We start from the raw sequence: 20443 nt of genomic DNA, 5'->3' as shown, positions 1-20443 counted from the left end.
CGATTTATCCCAGGCTCAGTGGCGTCGAACGCTGGCGCACGCCGGTCAGCGCGAACAAGGCATTGGCGATGGCCGGCACCACCGAAGGGCTGCCCAACTCGCCAACGCCGCCGGGTTTGCTCGGTTCACCGTCAAGCACCAGGATGTCGGTGGCCGGCATATCGGACATGCGCGTGACGCGATAGTCGTGGAAATTGCTCTGCACCACCCTGCCCTGTTTGATCTCGAGTCGATCGAACAACGCATGACCAAAGCCCCACATCAGGCCGCCGTAGATCTGCTCTTCGACACCGCCCGGCGACACGGCCAAACCGCAATCGACCACGCAGGTGAGTTTCTCGATTTTCGGCTTGCCATCCACCGTCGCGACCCGCGCGACTACCGCGATAAAACTGGTGTAACCCTGATTGGTCGCGATCCCCAGCGCCGTGCCCGCTGGCAACGGCTGACCCCATCCGGCGCGCTCGGCAGCCTGTTTGAGCACCGCGACATGGCGAGGCCGCTCGTGCATATTGGCCAGCCGGAACGCCAATGGATCCTCGCCCGCCGCATGGGCCAGCTCATCCATGAAACTTTCCACGGCAAACACGTTGGGGATGAAACTCACCGAGCGATACCAACCGCTCGGCACATCGCTTTCGTGCTTGACCCAGTTCAGTTCCAGGTGCGGCGGACGATAGGCGAAGTCCCACGCGGTGATCGCTTCGGTGGTGCTGTAATCCATCTTGTCTGGACGTTCGAAATAACCCGGCTCCCACTGCTCCGGCGAGGCTGGCGACACCGCGTGCAGTTGCAGCGCGGTGAATTTGCCTTGAGCGTCGAGCGCGCCTTTGACCCGATGCAAGGTCGCCGGGTGATTGAACAGCGCATGCATTTCGTCTTCGCGACTGTTGAGCAACTTCACCGGTACGCCGGTTTTCTGCGCCAGATACGCGACCTCGAACAACCAGTATTTGGCCTCCCGCGCACCGAAGCTGCCGCCAGAGACCAACTCATGAATGGTCACGTTGGCCTTGTCGATCCCGCACACGGTCTGCGCAGCTTCCAGCGCTGAAGACGGCACCTGCACGCCGCCCCAGTAAGTGATCGCGCGGTCCTTGACCTGCGCGGTGATGCAGATCGGTTCCAGCGGGTTTTGTACTTTGTAGGGCATGGTGTAATCGGCTTCGATCAGCTTCGCCGCGCCCACCCATTGCCCGGCGACATCACCGTGGGTCATGGCTTTGACGGTTTGCGATGCAGGATCGCCGATGGCTTTGGCTTGAGCGCTGGACAACTGTTCACTGTCAAAACCGGCCAGCAGCGAATCGCTCCACTTGATCTCCAGCACTTTGCGGCCCTGCTGCGCCGCCCAGAAGGTATCTGCCAACACCGCGACGCCTTCCAGATTGCCGCCGAGCACATCGGGACGCCCCGGAATCGTCAGCACTTTACGCACGCCCGGCACTTGCAGAGCGGCTGCTGAATCGACGCTGAGCACTTTTGCACCGACCACTGGCGCACGTTGAATCACTGCGACCAGCATGTCCGGCAGTTGCACGTCGATGCTGTACTTGAAGCGCCCGCAGACCTTGGCGGCTGCGTCACGCTTGTGGCGCAGCTTGCCGATGTATTTGAACTGCGTCGGGTCTTTCAGGGTGACGTGGGTCGGCGCCGGCAGATGCGCCGCCACGCCGACCAGTTCGCCGTAGCCGAGGCTGCGTTTGCTCGACGCGTGCACCACCCGACCGTCCTCGGTGGTGCAACTGTCGGGGCTGACTTTCCACTGTTGCGCCGCTGCTGTAATCAATAGCGCCCGCGCTGTGGCGCCGGCCATGCGCAAGCGATCGTATTCGAGGGAAACGCTGGTGCTGCCGCCAGTCGAGAAGACTTTCCAGATCGGATGAATGTAGGTTTCGAAGAATGGATCTTCCGGGGTGATCACCTGCACGGTCATCGGGTTGACGTCGAGCTCTTCGGCCACGCACGCAGCCAATGCCGTTTGTGTGCCGGTGCCGGAATCGTGCTTGTGTACGACCAGTTTCACCGTGCCGTCGGGGAAGATGCGCACCCAGGCATTCGGCTCGAATTCGCTGGCCGGTGCCGGGGCTTTCGGGTCGCTGGCGGCAATACCGCTCGGCAGGTACAGGGCAATCGCCAGGCCTGAAGCCACGGTCGCCGCTTGCTTGAGAAATACCCGGCGCGGCAGTTCGAGGCGGGTGTCGTCGATGAGGCTCATCAGGCCTCCTTCGGCGTATTCGCCGCGCGTTTGATGGCTTTGTTGATGCGCCCGTAAGTGCCGCAACGGCAGATATTTCCGAACATCGCATTGCGGATCGAATCGTCAGTCACCGCCGCACCGGTGTTGAGCAACGAGGCAGCGGACATGATCTGCCCGGATTGACAGTAGCCGCATTGCGGCACATCTTCGGCGACCCAGGCCAGTTGCAGCGGATGGTTTTGTGTCGGCGACAACCCCTCGATCGTGGTGATGCTATGGCCCGCGACGGCGGCCGCTGGCAGTTGGCAGGAACGCACCGCAACGCCGTCCAGGTGCACGGTGCAGGCACCGCACAGGCCCATCCCGCAGCCGAACTTGGTGCCGGTGAGTTTCAGTTGATCACGCAAGACCCATAACAAGGGCATGGAGGAGGACGCTTCATCCAGCTCGCGTCGTTCGCCGTTAACCGTGAATGCAATCATTGTCAGGCTCCAAAAGAGCGGCCCGTCTTTGTGCGGGCCTGGTCACCGATTATTGGAACCCCGAGCAAAACCCGGCCAGCGACGATTTCTGCCAACCGCTGTAAGCAGGACTAACAACATGTACAAGCGATACCCGTCGGTGCAGTCCATGAGCGCGTTTATCCACGCCGCGCGCAGCGGCAGTTTTTCCAGCGCCGCGCGCAAACTTGATCTGACCCACAGTGCGATCAGTCAGCAGATCCGCGCGCTGGAAGATTTCATCGGCCAGCCGCTGTTCGTGCGTGAAGGCGGCGGCAGCAATCTGACCGATGCCGGGCAGTTGTTTGCCAGTGTCTTGTCGGATGGTCTGGCGCAGATTGACCGGGCGATTTCCTCGGTGAAAAACCGCAGCGTGGCGCAGCGTTTGACCCTCGACGTGGACAGCGAACTGGCGCAGAGCTGGCTCAATCCGCGCTTGCCGCAGTTGCTTGACGGGCTGCCGGATTACGAGGTGACGCTGCTGTCGATGCCGCGCAGTGATCGCAGCTCGTTTGAGCGGGTTGATCTGGCGTTGCGCTACGGCTATGGCGATTGGGATGACTGCGAGATGACGCAGATTTGTGGCGACCGAGTGTTGGCGGTGGCCTCGCCGGAATTGCTGGAGCGCTATGGTTTGCAGGTGCCGTTGAGTCCGGCGCAGATTCTTCAGTTGCCGTTGTTGGGGTATACGCGGCGGTCGTGGATTCCGTGGCTGGATGCGGCCGGGATGACGCCGACCGAGCCGCCGGCGCGGGTGATTTTTGATAATGCTGCCAACCTTATCGCCGCTGCAGAGGCTGGCGTTGGAGCGGGGCTGGTGCGCGGATTATTGGCGGCCGATGCGTTGCGCAGTGGGCGGTTGGTGGCGTTGAACGAGGCGCAGATTGCCGCGCATTACAACCTCTACGCCGTGTGGCCACATGGGCAGGCTGAACGTGTGGCGCCGGTGGTTGAAATCATCAAACAGTTGGCTTTGTGTACGCTTGAAATCCAGCCCTCACCCTAACCCTCTCCCAGAGGTAGAGGGGACTGATTGGGGGATATTGAAGAGTTACACCGACTTGAGAGATCAGCTGTGAATCTATAATCGACTCGATCTGAGAGGGGGATGCTTCAGAAAATCGTCGACCTGAATCTGCCTCACCGAATCCATAATCGACTCGGTTTCTCAGGTCGATGCATCGCGAAAAACACCTCGGTCGGCCCCCTCTCCCTCCGGGAGAGGGCTGGGGTGAGGGTAGCTCCTGATCTGCCCATATCGAACGCATATCACCACCCCGCCCAATTAATATTGTACGAACCCAACCCCGCCTTCCAATACTCGCCCTCAGCAGCCACCCACCCGGGCCGGATGCGAACAGGCGAGGGAATGCGCGTGTCTTGCGCATAGCAACGGCCGATTGCCCGGGACGTGGATGCCGAGAGCCGCAAGGCTCCCTTCCCCGCTATCAGGAGATCGACTGCAATGATCATCGATATCAGCTGCTATCCCACGGATCTCGTGGACCTCGCCTGGAGGCATGACGGTGACCCGTTCACCGGCGAGCGTCTGCTGGAGATGATGGATGGCCCGTACATGGTCAACGGCAAGCCTCGCCGCATTGACAAAGCCTTCATCCAGCCGCCGCAAGGCAACACGATTTACACCTGGACCGACGGCGACCTCACCGGCCGTGAATCCATCGACGCTTACATGGCCTACACCCTGAAAATGGTCCAGACCTACCCGGATCGCTTCATCGGCTGCTTCGTCTACAACCCGCGCTGCGGCGTGGAAAACGGCGTCGAAGCGATCGAGCGCTACGTCAAGGAACACGGTTTCGGCATGGTGCAGATGCAGGCCAACATGCACGCCTACCGTCCTGACCGTGCGCTCGACTGGGTACGCCCATGCTTCGAGAAATGCGCCGAGCTGGGCATTCCGGTCAAGCTGCACACCGGCGACGGGCCGTACAGCATCCCGTCGGAATGGGTGCCGATGATCAAGGAATTCCCCAACGTCAATTTCATCATGGCCCATTTCGGTGTGCAGACCGGCGGCGTCTACGTGTTCGAACCGATGCAATGGGCGATGGAATTGCCCAACGTCTACTGCGAATCCGGCTGGTGCCTGCAATCGCGGATCGTCGAATTTGCCAAGGTCTTGCCGACGCACAAGATCCTCTTCGGCACCGACACGCCGCCGAACGAACCGGGCATGTGGCTGCGCCTACTCGAAGTGCTCTGCCACGAGCCGCCACAAGGCCTGAATCTCGACGAGGACACCCTCGAAGACTATTTGGGCAACAACACCGCGCGGATGATCGGCCTCGAACCGACCCCGCCACCCCGTTCCGTTTCCGAAGCAGAGGCGCAACTCAAGCGTCCCGTCACCACTCAACTGGCCAGGAGCTGAACCGATGATCATCGACACCCATCTGCACCCAACAAATCTGGTCGACGAGGCCTGGCGCCACACCGGCGAACCGTTCACTGGCGAGCGCATGCTCAAGTTGATGGACGGCCCGTACATGATCAACGGTAAACCACGTCGCATCGACATGGGTTTCATCCAGCCGCCACCGGGCAACACCGGTTATCGCGACGGCAACCGCCGGGGCCGCGAAGGCGTGCGCGACTACATGTCGTACATCGCCGAACTGTGCATGAAGTACCCGGATCGCTTCATCGGCAACTTCAACTTCAACCCGCGCTGGGGACCGGAAAACGGTGCGGCGGAGCTGGAATTCCACATCAAGGAATACGGTTTCAAGATGCTCAAGCTGCACGCCAACATGCACGGCTATCGCCCGGATCGCGCACTCGACTGGCTGCGTCCGGCAATGAAGGTCTGCGCCAAGTACAACATCGTTGTGCTGATCCACACCGGCGACGGCCCGTACACGATTCCGACGATGTTCTACCCGATCATCCGCGAGTTCCCGATGGTCAATTTCATCATCGGCCATTTCGGTATCCAGACCGGCGGCAACTACTCGTTCGAAGCGTTCTGGATGGCCATGGACACGCCGAACGTGTACTGCGAATCGGGCTGGTGCTTCCAGTCGCGGATCGTCGAGTTCGCCAAGGAACTGCCGCGTAACAAGATCGTCTTCGGCACGGATTCGCCGCCGAATGAGCCGGGGATGTGGCTGCGCGAGCTGGAGGTGCTGTGCTCGCCGGCACCGCAGGGCTTGGGGATTGATGAGGATCATCTCGAGGATTACCTGGGCAACAACATCGCAAGGTTGTGCGGGATCGAACCGACGCCACCGCCCAAAGACCTGGCCGAGGCCGACATACGCCTGACCACCACCTACCTGTAGCCACACACAAAACCCAATGTGGGAGCGAGCCTGCTCGCGAAAGCGGTGGATCAGTCGCCATTAACGTTGAATGACATACCGCATTCGCGAGCAGGCTCGCTCCCACAGGGGTCAGTGTTACGACCGACACACAGCGACTTTACAGGCACGAAGATGACCCGGCGTTTCGCTCGACCGGCAGGCCAACGGCTGGCCGCGCGAACGCTCTATCACCCCTGCGTGCCTGCTTTTTACGAGGTGAAACCATGACCCGTTCGACGCTCGGCGATTCTCAGGACTTTCACGTGTTCATCGACGCCTATCGCCGTGAGTACCCGGACGATGTGCTGACCATCACCCAAGCCATTTCTGCCGATCAGGACGTCACCGCCCTGGTCGATGCCCTCGCCGCCCAGGGCCGCGATCCTCTGCTGATCTGCGAAAACGTCGGCCACCTCGGCGTGCCGGTGGCAAGCAATATGTTCGCCTCGCGGACCCGCATCGCCCGGCTGTTCGGCGTAACGCCGGCGCAGCTGCACGAAACCTTCCAGACCCGCGCCAATAATCCGATCGCACCGCGTTACGTGGAGAGCGGCCCGATCCTCGATGAAGTCTTCGAAGGCGAAGCGCTGGATCTGGCGCTGTTGCCGATGCTCAAGCATTTCGACAGCGATCGCGGCCCGTACATCACCAACGCGATCATCATCGCCGAAGACCCGCTGACCGGCATCGCCAACATGAGCTATCACCGCTCGATGCGCCACGCCCGCCAAGCCCTCGCCACCAGTCTGCACTCACGCGGACACCTGTGGCGGATGCTGCAAACCGCGCGCGAACGTGGTGAAGAATTGCGCGTGGCAATGGTCGTCGGAGCGCATCCGCTGTTCATGCTCGCCGCCGCTGCACGCTTGCCCTATGGCGCCGATGAACGCGCCGTCGCTGGCGGGCTGTTTGGTGCGCCGCTGGAACTGGTGAAAACCCCGCGCTACGGCATCGGTGTACCGGCGTACGCCGAGTTCGTTCTCGAAGGCGCGATTGACCCGGCGGCCTACGCCGAGGAAGGCCCATTCGGCGAATTCAGCGGTTATTCCTCGGATCGTTCGACCAACAATGTGCTGCGCGTCGACACCCTGTTGAAGCGCAAAGACGCCTGGCTGGTCGACGTGATGGGTGGCCGCTACGCCGAACACCTGACCCTCGCCCGCCTGCCCCGCGAAGCCGAAATGAACGAAAAACTCAAGGCACGGTTCCCCGCCGTCACCGCCGTGCACTACCCGAATTCCGGCACGCATTTTCACTGCTATGTGGCGCTGGACCAGAGCCGCGATGGCGAGGCGCGGCAGATCATGCTGGCCCTGCTCGGTTGGGATCCGTACCTGAAAACCGTGATTGCGGTGGACAGCGATATCGACATCACTGACGACAGCCAGGTGTTGTGGGCACTGGCCACGCACTTCCAGCCGCATCTGGATATTTTCATCATTGACGGTTTGCCCGGCAGTCCACTGGATCCGTCGTCCTCGGTCAATGGCACGACATCGCGGATGGGCCTGGATGCCACACGCGGTTCAGGCTTTGACGGGATCAAGGCGCAGCTCGATCAGGAAGTTCTGGAGCGCGCCCGGGCTCTGCTCAAAGGGCTTGAGTCGTGAACCGGCAACGGATGGTGGTCGGCATCAGCGGCGCGTCCGGCTTCATCTACGGCGTGCGCCTGCTGCAATTGCTCGCCGAGCTGGACATCGAAAGCCACCTGATCATCAGCCGCGCCGCGCTGCTGACCATGGCCCACGAGACGGATTACAAACTCGCCGACGTCACCGCGCTGGCCACTCATTACCACCGCGCCGATGACGTTGCCGCCGGGATTGCCAGCGGCTCATTTCGCTGCCTCGGGATGGTGGTGGCGCCGTGTTCGATGAGGACGCTGGCGGAGATTGCCACTGGCACCTCATCGGGGCTGATCGGCCGCGCCGCCGACGTCACCCTCAAGGAACGCCGCACGCTGGTGCTGATGGCCCGCGAAACCCCGCTGACCCTCGCCCACCTGCGCAACATGACTGCCGTCACCGAGATGGGCGGGATCATCGCCCCGCCGGTGCCGGCCTTCTACGCCCGGCCGGAAAACCTCGCGCAAATGGTCGACCACAGCCTCGGCCGCGTGCTCGACCTGTTCGGCCTTGATGCCGGCGTCGCTCAACGATGGCAAGAACCCCTATCCCCTTGTAGGAGTGAGCCTGCTCGCGATGGCGGCGTGTCAGTAACGTAAATGTCGACTGACACACCGCTATCGCGAGCAGGCTCACTCCTACAAAAAAGCAGCGTCAACCGAATTCAGTGTGCACCGGTCAATCAAAGGAGCCTCACCATGAACACCCCCTTCAACGCCCCAACGCGCAACACCAAAATCCCCGTGACCATCCTCACCGGTTTCCTCGGTGCCGGTAAAACCACCCTGCTCAATTACATTCTCAAGGAAAACCACGGCCGCAAAATCGCCGTGATCGAAAACGAATTCGGTGAAGTCGGCATCGACGGCGACCTCGTCCTCAGCTCGGAAACCGAAGAAATCTACGAGATGGTCAACGGCTGCGTGTGCTGCACCGCCGAGGTTCGCGAGGATCTGGTGCGCATCGTCCGTGAGCTGGTGGCGCGCCCGGTGCGCCTCGATCACATCCTCATCGAAACCAGCGGCCTGGCCGATCCATACCCGGTGGCGCAGAGCTTTTTCATCAATGATCCGATCGCCGATGAAGTCGAACTCGACGCGATCGTGACCATGGTCGACGCCAAGCACATCGCCCAGCACCTGGAGGATCTGCAACTCGACGGGGTCGATAATCAGGCGGTGGATCAGATCGTCTGCGCCGACCGGATCGTCATCAACAAGGTCGATCTGGTCAGCAGCGCCGAAGTGGAAACCCTGCGCAGCAAGATCCGTGGCTTGAATGCCACAGCGGAACTGGTGATCTCGACCCATGCGCAAATCGACCTGACGAAAATCCTCGGTATCGGCGCATTTGAATGCACGCAGAAGCTCATGGAAATCGGCGCGGAGCAGCACGATCACGATCATCACGACCATGAGCATCACGCTGAGCACTCTATTGAAGAGCAGGATCACCAACACGATCCAAGCGTGTCATCGGTAGGCATCGCCGTCGACGGCGCGGTCAACCTGATGGCGTTCCATCGCTGGATCAGCGAACTGCGCTCGTCCCAGGCCGACAACCTCTATCGCATGAAAGGCGTGCTCGCTGTGGCTAACGAGGACCAGCGCTACGTGCTGCAAGGCGTGCACAGCCTGGTCGAATTCCGCGCCTCGACCGCGTGGGGCACGGAGCCGCGCTCAAGCAAGATCGTCTTCATCGGCCGCGACCTGGACCGCGCGGCGCTGAACCAGGGCTTCGCCGCCTGCCTGGCAGGCTGAAACAAGGCATCGAAGCCGGTGGATGGCGGCTTCGGGCACATGTGTACGAATGACTGATGCCACATAACCTGTAGGAGTGAGCCTGCTCGCGATAGCGGTGTGTCATTGAGCAATGATGGTGACTGATTCACCGCTATCGCGAGCAGGCTCACTCCTACAGGGAATCTGCAGCAGGCATCAGACGAATACCCCTCTCTACCGCATAAAAACAGCCAGAGGTGTTTCCCCATGTCGTCAGCCACATCCCCAGCAAAAGCCGCATCCACCGTGCATCCCGTCGATCGCATTCTGCCGGTGCGCCAGATGCTCACCCTCGGCCTGCAGCACATGGCCGTCTCGTACATCGGCGCCATCGCCGTGCCGTTGATTGTCGCCAGCGCCTTAAAAATGTCCCATGCCGATACGGTGGTGTTGATCAGCACCACGCTGTTCTGCTCCGGCATCGCCACCCTCCTGCAAACCGTCGGTTTCTGGAAATTCGGCGTGCGCCTGCCGATTCTGCAAGGCGTGGCGTTCAGCAGCGTCGGCCCGGTGATCGCCATCGGCAGCAACCCGGACGTAGGGTTTGCCGGAGTGTGCGGGGCAGTGATCGGCGCGGGGATCTTCACCATGCTGATGGCGCCTTTCGTCGGTCGATTACGGCGCTTCTTTCCGCCCGTAGTGACCGGTTGCATCGTCACTGTGATCGGTTTGCAGCTGTTCCCGATTGCCTATGAATGGGTCGGCGGCGGGCGCAACGCGAGCAACTTTGGCGCGCCGGCATTCCTCGGCGTGGCCGTGGTGGTGTTGCTGACGATTCTGCTGGTCAACCGTTATGGCAGCCCGCTGCTGCGCAACATGGCGGTGTTGATCGGCATGCTGATCGGCGCCGGTCTGGCGTATGGCCTCGGGATGGGCAGTTTTCACAGCGTTGAAGAAGCGCCGTGGCTGACCGTGCCCTACCCGTTCTATTTCGGTTTGCCGACCTTCAGCCTGATCCCCATCGCAACCATGGTGGTGGTGATGATCGTGCAGATGGTCGAGTCGATGGGGCTGTTCGTGGCCATCGGCGACATCGTCGAAAAACCGGTCGAGGACAAACAAGTCATCAACGGTCTGCGCGCCAATGGTCTGGCCAGCACCATCGCCGGGATGTTCGCGGCGTTCCCGTTTATCGCCTTCATGGAAAACGTCGGCCTGGTGATCCTCACCGGCGTGCGCAGCCGTTGGGTGGTCGCGGTCAGCGGTTTGCTGATGTGCTCGATTGCCTTGGTGCCGAAGGCCGGCGCGATCATCGCCTCGATGCCGACCGCCGCCCTTGGTGGCGCTGGCATTGCGATGTTCGGCGTGGTCGCGGCGGCGGGTATTCAGACCCTCGCCAAGGTCGATTACGAGCGCAATCGCTACAACGTGCTGATCGTCGGTTTCACCATCGCCGCCGCGCTGGTGCCGGTGCTCGCCCCCACCCTGTTCAAACAACTTCCCGAGTGGTCGCAGCCGTTCCTGCACAGCAGCGTGGTCATCGCCTGCCTGGTGTCGGTACTGCTCAACGCCGCGCTGAATGGCGTCAGCGTGGCGGAAACCACCGCCAGCAAATCCGCCTCGCACATCCTTTAGTTTGGAGCTGCCCATGACTCAACTTCAGAACATCCTGATCAAGCACCCGGTCGCGGTGATGACCGGCCTGCGCGGCCCTCGCGCTCGGGCCGGCGCTGTGGACATCCGCGTGGTCAACGGTCGCATCGCCGAAATGGCCGCAAACCTTGAACCACAACCCGGCGAACGGCTGATCGACGCGCGCAATTGCGTGGTCTATCCGGGCTGGATCAACACTCACCATCACCTGTTCCAGAACCTGCTCAAAGCCGTACCCGAAGGGTTGAATCAGGATCTGCAAGGCTGGCTGGCGAGCGTGCCCTACCCGCGCCTAAATCGCTTTACCCCGCAACTGGCGCGGATCGCCGCACGGCTGGGCATGGTCGAGTTGCTGCTGTCCGGCGTCACCACCTGCGCTGATCACCACTACCTTTACCACGCCCACGGCAGCACCGAGACCGGCGACCTGTTGTTTGATATGGCTGATGAATTTGGTCTGCGGTTTGTGCTGTGCCGTGGCGGCGCACTGGAATCGGCGAGCGCGCATCCGGGCTTCTCGAAAACCGCGCTGCAACCGGAAAGCCTCGAGCAGATGGTCGGTGACATCGAACGGCTGAAATCGCTGTATCACCAGGACACCCCGGACGCGATGCGCCGCGTGGTCGTCGCCCCGACCACGCCGACGTTCTCGCTACCGCCAACGCTGCTGCGCGAACTGGCGCACATCGCACGCAGCCTCGGTCTGCGCCTGCACACGCACCTGTCGGAAACGCAGAACTACGTGAATTTCTGCCGCGAAAAATACAACTGCCTGCCGGTGGAGTTCGTCGCCGAACACGAATGGCTCGGCCCCGACGTCTGGTTCGCCCACGCCGTGCACCTGCAACCGGGCGAAATCCGCATGCTGGCGCAAACCGGCACCGGCATCTCCCATTGCCCGGTGAGCAACGCCCGGCTGGGCAGCGGCGTCGCACCGGTGCCGCAGATGTATGAGGCCGGCGTGCCGATTTCCCTGGGTGTGGACGGCGTGGCGTCGAATGAATCCGGGAGCATGGTCGGCGAAGCCAACACCGCGTGGCTGATCCACCGCGCCGAACAAGGCGCCTCGGCGACTACCGCTGAAGATGTCATTCACTGGGGTACGGCGGGTGGCGCGCAGGTATTGGGCCTTGGCGCCGTCGGCACACTCGAAGTCGGGCAAGCGGCGGATCTGGTGGTCTACAGCCTCGATCATCCTCGCTTCTACGGCTTCCACGACAGCGCCGTCGCCCCGGTGGTCGCGGGCGAACCGATCAGCGTGAAATACAGCCTGGTCGGCGGCAGAATCGTCGTCGACAACGGCGTGATCCCGGGCCTCGACATCGAACGCATGCGCGCCGAGGCGTGGGAAGGTGTGCAGGCGATGATGAAGGTCGACGAGCAACCTTTATAGGAGTGAGCCTGCTCGCGAAAACCGGCGGACAATCACAATAATTTAATTGACCCACCACTTTCGCGAGCAACCTCTACTGAACATCTAAAAAATTCAACGTGCTTTATAACCGCTACAGCTACAAACCGAGAACCACCTCAATATTTAACGACTTCATAAGTCAATGGCCCATATTTAGCATCCACATGAAATCCGCCTCACCCGGCTCCAGAATTCACCCCTGCAAACCCTACTGTAAGCCACCCACTCATTGGGCATGGACATTCCATAGATAAAAAACGTAGCATCCTGCATGACCTAACCAACAACTCCTAGAGCTTCAACATGGAATTTGAAAAAATACTAGAGAACATTGACAACCAAGGGACTCGCGGCTACTACCTAGTAGAAGCCCTGCTTTTAGGCCTACTGAAAACACACCTACAGGCCCAAGACAAGCCCTTAAAACTGCAGATAAGCACACCTGATTATGGATTTGATGCTTTCGCACCCGAAGGTTTTGACGAGTTTGACGGCCCAACCTTTATCCAAATAACGCTATCATCTCACCCCAAGAAAATATTACTCGACATTGAAAAAATGCAGAAAAATTTTCCTTTTATGGAAAACACTTCTGTACTAATAATCACAACCAAAAAACCCAATCAAGACATCCTCAAAAATCATATAACGTTCCATTCAAAACCCGGCTCCCCATTTCACATATGGGGACCTGACAAAATATCCTCTTTAATTGAAAAATACCCAGAACAAGCCAACAAACTAATCGAAAACATATTCACAATAAGATTGGAGACAGCATTCTCCAAACAGCAAGAGAACTGGAAAGACGAACGCAATGAAATCGTAGAGCGCATTAAGAGCGAGTATAAGTCTGGGCAGTTCTCATTATTGCTCGGAGCAGGTGTTTCAAGCAGCGCTGGGCTTCCAGACTGGAACACTTTACTAAATTCACTATTCGTCGCTCTGCTTACTTCAGAACTTGGAAAAGATAAAACAATTGACAGCATGGAGATATCTAGCATAGTTAGGCGATTAAGAGAAGTTGACGGCCCCTCCGCCCTAATGTCTGCCAGATATATCCGAAAAGGCATGTCGACCAATGGAAGCAGTGAGCAAACCCTTTTTGTGAATACCGTTACAAAACAACTTTACGAACTGCGTGACAAACGCAAAAACGTAGAATCAAAATTAATAAAATCAATTGCCTCCATGTGCACTCCAAGTAGAACGGGAGCAAAAGTAAAATCCGTAATAACTTACAATTTCGACGACTTGCTGGAACGCCAACTTTGCAACCGTGAAATTCAATTTAGAAGTATTTTCGAAGAAATTGAGATCCCCAATACCGACGAATTACCCATATATCATGTTCATGGATTTCTACCAGAAGACCGATCAAATTATTCAAACCTAGACCGAAGTACACTTGTTTTCTCGGAAGAGGGATACCACAAAATCTATAACGAACCTTATCACTGGTCTAATCTAATCCAACTAAACTCACTCAAAGAATCGACTTGCGTAATGATTGGTCTCTCAATGAGCGATCCGAATTTAAGACGACTTCTTGAAATTGCAGCAAGATCCATTGAAAAACCCAAACACTACGCTTTCATGCAAAGAATCAACATTGAGCACTTTAGCAAATACAACGACAAAAAAATAATAAACGCACCTATCAGCACAATAAAAACTTTCCTTGATAGACACCATTCCTTAAACGAAGAGGTCCTGAAAGAGCTTGGCGTAAACATTATTTGGTATGAAGAGCACGACGACATACCTCCACTTCTGGAACAGATCTCGAAAAAGATAAACTGAAGCCACCACAACAGAACTTTAGTTTTCCAACCATCAAAAGCCAAACAAACTACCACAACCACCGAACCACTTTAATCAGATCCATTAAAAATCCAAAATCAATGAAATCATTATTCACTCTAGTTAAAAACCATCACCACTCAAACACTCAAGATCTTTTTGTTCCTTAGAACGATAATATATTCCAGATTGTGTTATTAATCATGAATTGGGCTGAGGATGCACCTTTCAAGATCGAGTGACTCGCGCGTCTTGATTTTCTCGACTAAGGTTAATCCCTCATCGGACTGAGCCCCTGCCAGCAAAACCGGGCTCTTGATCAAGGAGAGGCTGATGACGTCGCGTCGCAACATTGAACAGACTTATCGCACCTGGTCCAGCCCCATCCTGCTGGAGCTGAAAAAGCGCGAACACCAAATGGCGCCGGTCGAGCGTCAGGCGCTGGAGAATGTTCTGGTGGAAAGAAGGTTGCTGGACACCGGCAACCCGGATGGCGCTGAGCGGCGCCAAGGCACTGCGAGCGGAAATGACCGCCCAGGTTGATCAGCACATCAGACAGCGTTGAGGTTCAGCCCCAGCATCAGCAATTCTTTACGCAGCATCGACGGTTTCACAATTGCCATCGCCGCCTGCCATTGCAGCGGCAGCAACCGATTCAACGTCTGCTGGCTGGCCTCAGGCTCCGCCAGCAAACAACTCTTGCCGTCACTGATGCTGATGACGTTGAGCAGCCAGTCATCGCCCTGCCCGGCCATCCAGGCGCAGATCTCGTTGCAATGGTTGTGAAGCAACCCATCGGCGTCCCACACCGTCATCTGCGCGAAAACCTGCGGCAGGTTGCTGTCCGGTTTGAAGCGTTTCAGATCCGCCGCCAACGCGGCCTGCAGGTCTGCTTCGATGGCGGCCTGACATTCGAGGAAATACCGCTCGGGCCAGTTCGCCGCTAGATTCGCCCGCTGGGCCAAAAGGTCATAAGCCCGAACATCCAGCTCTGTGGTCATCTGCCCGGTGAAGTTGAGCGTGTTGTCGAGAATCGCCGTGGCCAGCAATGCCGCACTTTGCTCGCTCATTCGCGAGAGCAGGCCGGCCGCTTGCCAGCGCTGAAAAACCAGCGTCGCTGCCGCACCAATCGGGCGGATATCGGCGGCGCAACCCAGTCGTTCAGCCCAGTACTGCTCATAACCGGGATGATGGTCGATAACCTCCACCACCTGATCGAGCACCACCAGCGGATCGAAGTGGTGATAGTCGGACACATCGACCAGCACGAATGCGTCGTTTGCTTGAGGCGTGTAACGCTGAAAAGCAGCGCTCCAACTCAGAACAGTTGGCGAAACGCTGCTGTTGGGTTTTGCGCTACTGACGGCACGGGCGGGAATGCCTTGCAGGTTCAGCAACTCCGCGTAGGCGATGCAGCAGGCGTAGGCGTCGATGTCCAGATAGGACGCGCCGGAGGTGATGATTTTCATTGTGCATCCGTGGCGTTTTTTCAGGGCGACACCCTCTCACAGGTTTATGACTAGAAAAAATGGCAGTCTCGTTTCATGTCACGCTTCAAAAATTCTGAGACGATGGCGCTGGGCCGGCATCACCCGAGGCCCAACGACGCTGGCGTTTCAACTTGATCACAATGATGAAATGGAATTTCCATGAAAAAAATCGGCAATATTCACGGCACTGTTTTTCACAAGCATTTTTCAGACGATGCATTCAAAAAATCAATGCAACAAAAAAAACTGAGAAACAGCTACATTTCGACTTACTGTTCAGCCGGCGGACTCTTCAGAACTTATATTTTCCTCAATCAACATTTCATTAAAAAATCCGACAGAGCCAAAATAATTATTGGCATTTCCGATATCGACTCGGACATGCTGATTGACGGGATAATATTCATCATTGACCGGATGAAGACGACCACCGAGGTCTATATTCACTCGGCCTGTCACGTAAAAATGCTGAGCCACGATGACTTGACCATCCTTGGTTCACAAAACCTCTCGTACGGGTCACTCTCCTACACAAAAAACCTTAAGCGAAATGCCGGCCACTATCGCCTTCATGAAGCACTTGTAGAGTTTGAAGATACCCACCAGGAATGCGCGATACGATTAACAGATGAACTCTTGTCTGACCCTGCATTCTTCCTGAAACTTTCAAAGGACGAAAAAGACAAGAAATCCATAGAAAGATCAGTTGAACGCCTGCGCTGGGATCACGATCTTCAGCGAAGCAAAGAGCATCGAGAACTGGCAGAAAAAATCAAGAATCACGTAAAAACCTCCGAAGCGCTTATCAGCGAAATCAAACTTTCGGTCCTTTTGCAAGACACCGAGGCGCTTTTTACAACGCTCAAGAACATGTACAAAAAGAGATCTTCCTCATACCTCTTGGAACTCTTGGAAGTACTTTATTCTCATGATCCGTTTTCAGCAGTATTCACTAACGAAACATACGAAACCTTATTTATCACTGAAGCGTTGGCATCAGAAGTCGACAGCGCATACTTCTCCGAACTAGAAAGTTTCACAGCGCTGTATGAGCACATCCTGGAAGCCCCGGACTCCTTGCTCGAATTCTCAAGAAACGAATCACTTTTTGATGACATCGACGCAATCATTGATCGTTATCGATTACTGACACCTGATGAATACATAAATGAACTCGAGCATGATGACATCAATGCCGAAATGGAGTCTCCCGACTACTCCCGGGACTACACCATGCTTGCAAGAGACAACGACGGAAATTTTCACGACAGTGTTTTCAGAAGCAAACGTGATAAAGAACTTGGGCCGAGAGGAAAACTGAAAGCGTCCAACCCGAAACATCTTATTCACGACCTCAATGAACGCTTCGAAGCGTATGCGCGCGAGTATTTAAACGAACAATATCGCCAATTGCTCACACATCTTATGAGTGCATATTACGGCTTGAAGAGTGCCTACTTCCGTGATGAGGACAATTGATCCTGAGCTTATTGAGGCAGCCTGTAGTCAATCCATTTGACGACGCACTCTTTCTGGAGTTGCTACAGGCTGCCGTCACCATTAAACCTAAGCGGCTACCTGACCCTTCGCCACCATCGCCGAAGCCGCCAGCATCGCCCGCAACAACACCGCACACCCCGCTGCCAGATCATCCGGCGCGGCGTTTTCGATTTCGTTGTGGCTGATGCCGCCTTCGCACGGCACGAAGATCATCCCGGCCGGGCCCAGTTCGGCGAGGAAAATCGCGTCATGCCCCGCGCCACTGACGATGTCCATGTGCGACAACCCCAACCCTTTCGCCGCGCCGCGCACCGCTTCCACACAGCCTTTTTCAAAGTACAGCGGCGGGAAGTCGGCGGTCGGCGTTAGCTCGTAGGTCAGGCCGTGTTCCTCACAGGTGGCTTCGATGACTTGCTTCACCTCAGCAATCATCGAGTTGAGCCGCGCCGGTTCCAGATGACGAAAATCGAGGGTCATGCGCACTTCGCCGGGGATGACGTTGCGCGAGCCGGGATAGGCTTGCAGACAGCCGACCGTGCCGCAGGCGTGTGGTTGATGGCCGAGGGCGGCGCGATTGACTGCACCGACGATCACCGAGGCGCCAACCAGTGCGTCCTTGCGCAGGTGCATCGGGGTGGGGCCGGCATGGGCCTCGACGCCGCGCAGCTTGAGGTCGAACCACTTCTGCCCCAGCGCGCCGAGCACCACGCCGATGGTTTTCTGTTCGTCTTCAAGGATCGGGCCTTGCTCGATGTGCGCTTCGAAGTAGGCACCGACCTTGTGCCCGCTGACCTTGCGCGGCCCGGCGTAGCCGATGGCATTCAACGCTTCGCCAACGGTGATGCCCTCGGCATCGACCTTGGCCAGGGTTTCTGCGAGGGTGAATTTCTCGGCGAACACGCCCGAGCCCATCATGCACGGGGCGAAGCGTGAGCCTTCTTCATTCGTCCAGACCACCACTTCCAGCGGTGCTTCGGTTTCCACTTTGAGGTCGTTGAGGGTGCGCAGCACTTCGACACCGGCGAGTACGCCGAAGCAGCCGTCGAACTTGCCGCCGGTGGGTTGCGTGTCGATGTGGCTGCCGGTCATCACTGGCGGCAGGTCGGGATTGCGTCCCGGGCGACGGGCGAAAATGTTGCCGACTTCATCGACCGTGACGCTGCATCCGGCGTCCTTGCACCATTGCACGAACAGGTCGCGGGCCTGGCGGTCGAGGTCGGTCAGGGCCAGGCGACAGACGCCGCCCTTGACCGTGGCGCCGAGCTTGGCCAGTTCCATGAGCGAGGCCCACAGGCGATCGCGGTTGATGTGCTGATGGGTTGATTGCAGAACGTCTACGGCTGCGTTCATGGGGATCTCCTCAGTGTTGATACCGATAGTTCCCACGCTCTGCGTGGAAACTCATCCATGGACGCTCTGCGTCCGCTGTTGGGACGCAGAGCGTCCCGGGCTGCATTCCCACGCAGGGCGTGGGAACGATCATGACTTACACCGCTGTTTTCACGGCAGAAGGCTGTGCGCGCATCACGCACAACCCGTAATAAATAATCCCGCCCAACGCCGAACCAGTGAACCAGCCGTAGCTGTAAAACCAGCTGAACGCATCGCTGCCCAACGACAACAACGTCAGCACCACTGGCACGCCAAACGCGAGAAACCCGGCCCAGTTCCACGCTGGATACACGTCGTCGCGGTACAGCCCGGCCAGGTCAAGTTGCTGTTTCTTGATCAGGAAATAATCCACCACCATGATCCCGGCAATCGGCCCGAGCAGGCTCGAATAACCGAGCAACCAGTTGGAATAGACGCTTTCCAGACTCACGTCGGAAACGATCCAGCCGAGTTTTTTCAGCAGTTCATGGGCCATCAATATCAGCCCGACCAACCCGGTCAGCAACACCGCTTTGGTGCGGTTGATGACCTTCGGCGCGATGTTCTGGAAATCGTTGGTCGGCGACACGATGTTGGCAGCGGTATTGGTCGACAGCGTGGCGATGATGATCAGCGCCATGGCCACCGCGACCCACACCGGGCTCTGGATGTGGCCGATCAGCGTGACCGGGTCAGACACCGTAACACCCACCAGTTTCACCGAGGCGGCGGTCATCACTACGCCCAGCGCGGCGAACAGGAACATGGTCAGCGGCAGGCCGATAATCTGCCCGAGGATCTGATCCTTCTGGCTCTTGGCGTAGCGGCTGAAGTCGGGAATATTCAACGACAAGGTGGCCCAGAAACCGACCATCGCCGTCAGCCCGGCGGCGAAGTAGCCGTACACGCTCGCGCCTTCCGGACGTTTGGCTGGAATTGCCATCAGCTCTGTCATCGACACATTGGGCATCGCCCACACCAGTAACCCCACGCCGACCGCCACCAGCAACGGCGCCGACAAGGTTTCCAGCCACTTGATCGACTCGGCGCCGCGAATCACCACCCACAGGTTGAGCGCCCAAAAGATCATGAAACCGATCACCTCCCCCGTGCCACCGAGGGATTTCCAGCCGTCGAACACCGAGCCGAGAAACAGGTGAATCGCCAATCCGCCAAACATCGTCTGGATGCCGAACCAGCCACACGCTACCAACGCGCGGATCAGGCACGGCACGTTGGAGCCGAGAATGCCGAACGATGAGCGCAGTAGAACGGGAAACGGAATACCGTATTTGGTGCCGGGAAAGGCGTTAAGTGTCAGCGGAATCAGCACGATGACGTTGGCGAAGAGAATCGCCAGCAGCGCTTCGCCAACGCTCAAACCGAAGTACGCCGTCAGTACACCGCCGAGGGTGTAGGTCGGCACGCAGATCGACATGCCGACCCACAGCGCGGTGATGTGCCATTTGTTCCAGGTTCGTTCGCGCACCTTGGTCGGTGCCATGTCGTGGTTGTAACGGGGACTGTCGAGGACGTCGCTGCCGGCTTCGAGTTCGAACAAGCCGTCGCGCTCGGTCACTTGCGATCTGTTCTGTTGCATGGCCGCTCCACTGTTCTTCTGATTATTTTTTTGCTCATCAGGCGGCTTGCACACGAGGCGCGAACCGGACGATGGCCGGAGGAACTGACAACTTTCGTGCACCGGCCATGGTGTCAGCGGCGGCATCAATAAACGTGCCGGGTGCCCCGCTTACGCATCGGGCCGAGGGTTAAACGCTTTGCAACTTTCTGATATTCATCAGTTTTAATTATTCACCGGATGAGTTCGCGGAAACTTGTC

16 protein-coding genes are annotated in these 20443 nt (G+C 57.9%); 11 read left to right on the top strand and 5 right to left on the bottom strand.

What is annotated here, in order from left to right; translation table 11 throughout:
* Window positions 1-4: 4 nt before the first annotated feature.
* Window positions 5-2218, bottom strand: coding sequence for a xanthine dehydrogenase family protein molybdopterin-binding subunit (locus QOL84_RS02890; RefSeq protein WP_283436093.1), 2214 nt, complete (start codon window positions 2216-2218; stop codon window positions 5-7).
* Window positions 2218-2682, bottom strand: coding sequence for a (2Fe-2S)-binding protein (locus QOL84_RS02885; RefSeq protein ID WP_283436092.1), 465 nt, complete (start codon window positions 2680-2682; stop codon window positions 2218-2220). The genes QOL84_RS02890 and QOL84_RS02885 overlap by 1 nt, the downstream gene beginning before the upstream one ends.
* Before the next feature lie 118 nt (window positions 2683-2800).
* Between QOL84_RS02885 and QOL84_RS02880 the strand changes: the two genes are divergently transcribed.
* The 10 genes from QOL84_RS02880 (at window position 2801) to QOL84_RS02835 (ending at window position 14785) form a co-directional block, all read left to right on the top strand.
* Window positions 2801-3706, top strand: coding sequence for a LysR substrate-binding domain-containing protein (locus QOL84_RS02880; protein ID WP_283436091.1), 906 nt, complete (start codon window positions 2801-2803; stop codon window positions 3704-3706).
* A gap of 459 nt (window positions 3707-4165) precedes the next feature.
* On the top strand, window positions 4166-5095 hold the full coding sequence (locus QOL84_RS02875; RefSeq protein ID WP_008081962.1) for an amidohydrolase family protein: 930 nt from the start codon (window positions 4166-4168) through the stop codon (window positions 5093-5095).
* Window positions 5096-5099: 4 nt separating this feature from the next.
* The gene (locus tag QOL84_RS02870; RefSeq protein ID WP_008081961.1) at window positions 5100-6005 is read left to right on the top strand and encodes an amidohydrolase family protein; all 906 of its coding nucleotides are present in this window, start codon (window positions 5100-5102) and stop codon (window positions 6003-6005) included.
* 245 nt (window positions 6006-6250) lie between these two features.
* The gene (locus tag QOL84_RS02865; RefSeq protein WP_283436090.1) at window positions 6251-7636 is read left to right on the top strand and encodes a UbiD family decarboxylase; all 1386 of its coding nucleotides are present in this window, start codon (window positions 6251-6253) and stop codon (window positions 7634-7636) included.
* Window positions 7637-7647: 11 nt separating this feature from the next.
* A complete protein-coding gene (locus QOL84_RS02860; RefSeq protein WP_283438612.1) occupies window positions 7648-8250 on the top strand; it encodes a UbiX family flavin prenyltransferase in 603 nt (200 codons plus the stop codon).
* Window positions 8251-8349: 99 nt separating this feature from the next.
* Window positions 8350-9411: a CobW family GTP-binding protein gene (locus tag QOL84_RS02855; RefSeq protein ID WP_283436089.1), complete on the top strand. Its 1062-nt coding sequence runs from the start codon at window positions 8350-8352 to the stop codon at window positions 9409-9411.
* A 228-nt stretch (window positions 9412-9639) separates the two neighbouring features.
* A complete protein-coding gene (locus QOL84_RS02850; RefSeq protein ID WP_283436088.1) occupies window positions 9640-11007 on the top strand; it encodes a nucleobase:cation symporter-2 family protein in 1368 nt (455 codons plus the stop codon).
* 13 nt (window positions 11008-11020) lie between these two features.
* A complete protein-coding gene (locus tag QOL84_RS02845) occupies window positions 11021-12418 on the top strand; it encodes an amidohydrolase family protein (protein ID WP_283436087.1) in 1398 nt (465 codons plus the stop codon).
* A 324-nt stretch (window positions 12419-12742) separates the two neighbouring features.
* Complete coding sequence (locus QOL84_RS02840) at window positions 12743-14242, top strand: SIR2 family protein (protein WP_283436086.1); 1500 nt, start codon at window positions 12743-12745, stop codon at window positions 14240-14242.
* 333 nt (window positions 14243-14575) lie between these two features.
* A complete protein-coding gene (locus QOL84_RS02835; RefSeq protein WP_283436085.1) occupies window positions 14576-14785 on the top strand; it encodes a hypothetical protein in 210 nt (69 codons plus the stop codon).
* Window positions 14786-14793: 8 nt separating this feature from the next.
* On the opposite strand, the gene QOL84_RS02830 is transcribed toward QOL84_RS02835, so the two are convergent.
* The gene (locus tag QOL84_RS02830; protein WP_283436084.1) at window positions 14794-15711 is read right to left on the bottom strand and encodes a DHH family phosphoesterase; all 918 of its coding nucleotides are present in this window, start codon (window positions 15709-15711) and stop codon (window positions 14794-14796) included.
* Window positions 15712-15891: 180 nt separating this feature from the next.
* Here QOL84_RS02830 and QOL84_RS02825 point away from each other — a divergent pair, with 180 nt between their 5' ends.
* Window positions 15892-17211: a hypothetical protein gene (locus QOL84_RS02825; protein WP_283436083.1), complete on the top strand. Its 1320-nt coding sequence runs from the start codon at window positions 15892-15894 to the stop codon at window positions 17209-17211.
* An 87-nt stretch (window positions 17212-17298) separates the two neighbouring features.
* On the opposite strand, the gene QOL84_RS02820 is transcribed toward QOL84_RS02825, so the two are convergent.
* Together QOL84_RS02820 and QOL84_RS02815 are read right to left on the bottom strand one after the other, a co-directional pair.
* A complete protein-coding gene (locus QOL84_RS02820; protein ID WP_283436082.1) occupies window positions 17299-18582 on the bottom strand; it encodes a Zn-dependent hydrolase in 1284 nt (427 codons plus the stop codon).
* 136 nt (window positions 18583-18718) lie between these two features.
* Complete coding sequence (locus QOL84_RS02815) at window positions 18719-20203, bottom strand: NCS1 family nucleobase:cation symporter-1 (RefSeq protein ID WP_283436081.1); 1485 nt, start codon at window positions 20201-20203, stop codon at window positions 18719-18721.
* Window positions 20204-20443: the final 240 nt, after the last annotated feature.

Origin of the sequence: Pseudomonas helmanticensis, from assembly GCF_900182985.1 — a bacterium.
GTDB lineage: Bacteria > Pseudomonadota > Gammaproteobacteria > Pseudomonadales > Pseudomonadaceae > Aquipseudomonas > Aquipseudomonas helmanticensis.
The sequence above is the reverse complement of the archived record's forward strand: the minus strand, read 5'-3'. Positions and strand labels throughout refer to the sequence as shown.

Coding starts and splice junctions, on each gene's coding strand:
- QOL84_RS02845 (WP_283436087.1), top strand. CDS start 11,021: ATGACTCAACTTCAGAACATCCTGATCAAGCACCCGGTCGCGGTGATG.
- QOL84_RS02875 (WP_008081962.1), top strand. CDS start 4,166: ATGATCATCGATATCAGCTGCTATCCCACGGATCTCGTGGACCTCGCC.
- QOL84_RS02860 (WP_283438612.1), top strand. CDS start 7,648: ATGGTGGTCGGCATCAGCGGCGCGTCCGGCTTCATCTACGGCGTGCGC.
- QOL84_RS02840 (WP_283436086.1), top strand. CDS start 12,743: ATGGAATTTGAAAAAATACTAGAGAACATTGACAACCAAGGGACTCGC.
- QOL84_RS02850 (WP_283436088.1), top strand. CDS start 9,640: ATGTCGTCAGCCACATCCCCAGCAAAAGCCGCATCCACCGTGCATCCC.
- QOL84_RS02880 (WP_283436091.1), top strand. CDS start 2,801: ATGTACAAGCGATACCCGTCGGTGCAGTCCATGAGCGCGTTTATCCAC.
- QOL84_RS02815 (WP_283436081.1), bottom strand. CDS start 20,203: ATGCAACAGAACAGATCGCAAGTGACCGAGCGCGACGGCTTGTTCGAA.
- QOL84_RS02890 (WP_283436093.1), bottom strand. CDS start 2,218: ATGAGCCTCATCGACGACACCCGCCTCGAACTGCCGCGCCGGGTATTT.
- QOL84_RS02855 (WP_283436089.1), top strand. CDS start 8,350: ATGAACACCCCCTTCAACGCCCCAACGCGCAACACCAAAATCCCCGTG.
- QOL84_RS02825 (WP_283436083.1), top strand. CDS start 15,892: ATGAAAAAAATCGGCAATATTCACGGCACTGTTTTTCACAAGCATTTT.
- QOL84_RS02865 (WP_283436090.1), top strand. CDS start 6,251: ATGACCCGTTCGACGCTCGGCGATTCTCAGGACTTTCACGTGTTCATC.
- QOL84_RS02870 (WP_008081961.1), top strand. CDS start 5,100: ATGATCATCGACACCCATCTGCACCCAACAAATCTGGTCGACGAGGCC.
- QOL84_RS02885 (WP_283436092.1), bottom strand. CDS start 2,682: ATGATTGCATTCACGGTTAACGGCGAACGACGCGAGCTGGATGAAGCG.
- QOL84_RS02820 (WP_283436082.1), bottom strand. CDS start 18,582: ATGAACGCAGCCGTAGACGTTCTGCAATCAACCCATCAGCACATCAAC.
- QOL84_RS02830 (WP_283436084.1), bottom strand. CDS start 15,711: ATGAAAATCATCACCTCCGGCGCGTCCTATCTGGACATCGACGCCTAC.
- QOL84_RS02835 (WP_283436085.1), top strand. CDS start 14,576: ATGACGTCGCGTCGCAACATTGAACAGACTTATCGCACCTGGTCCAGC.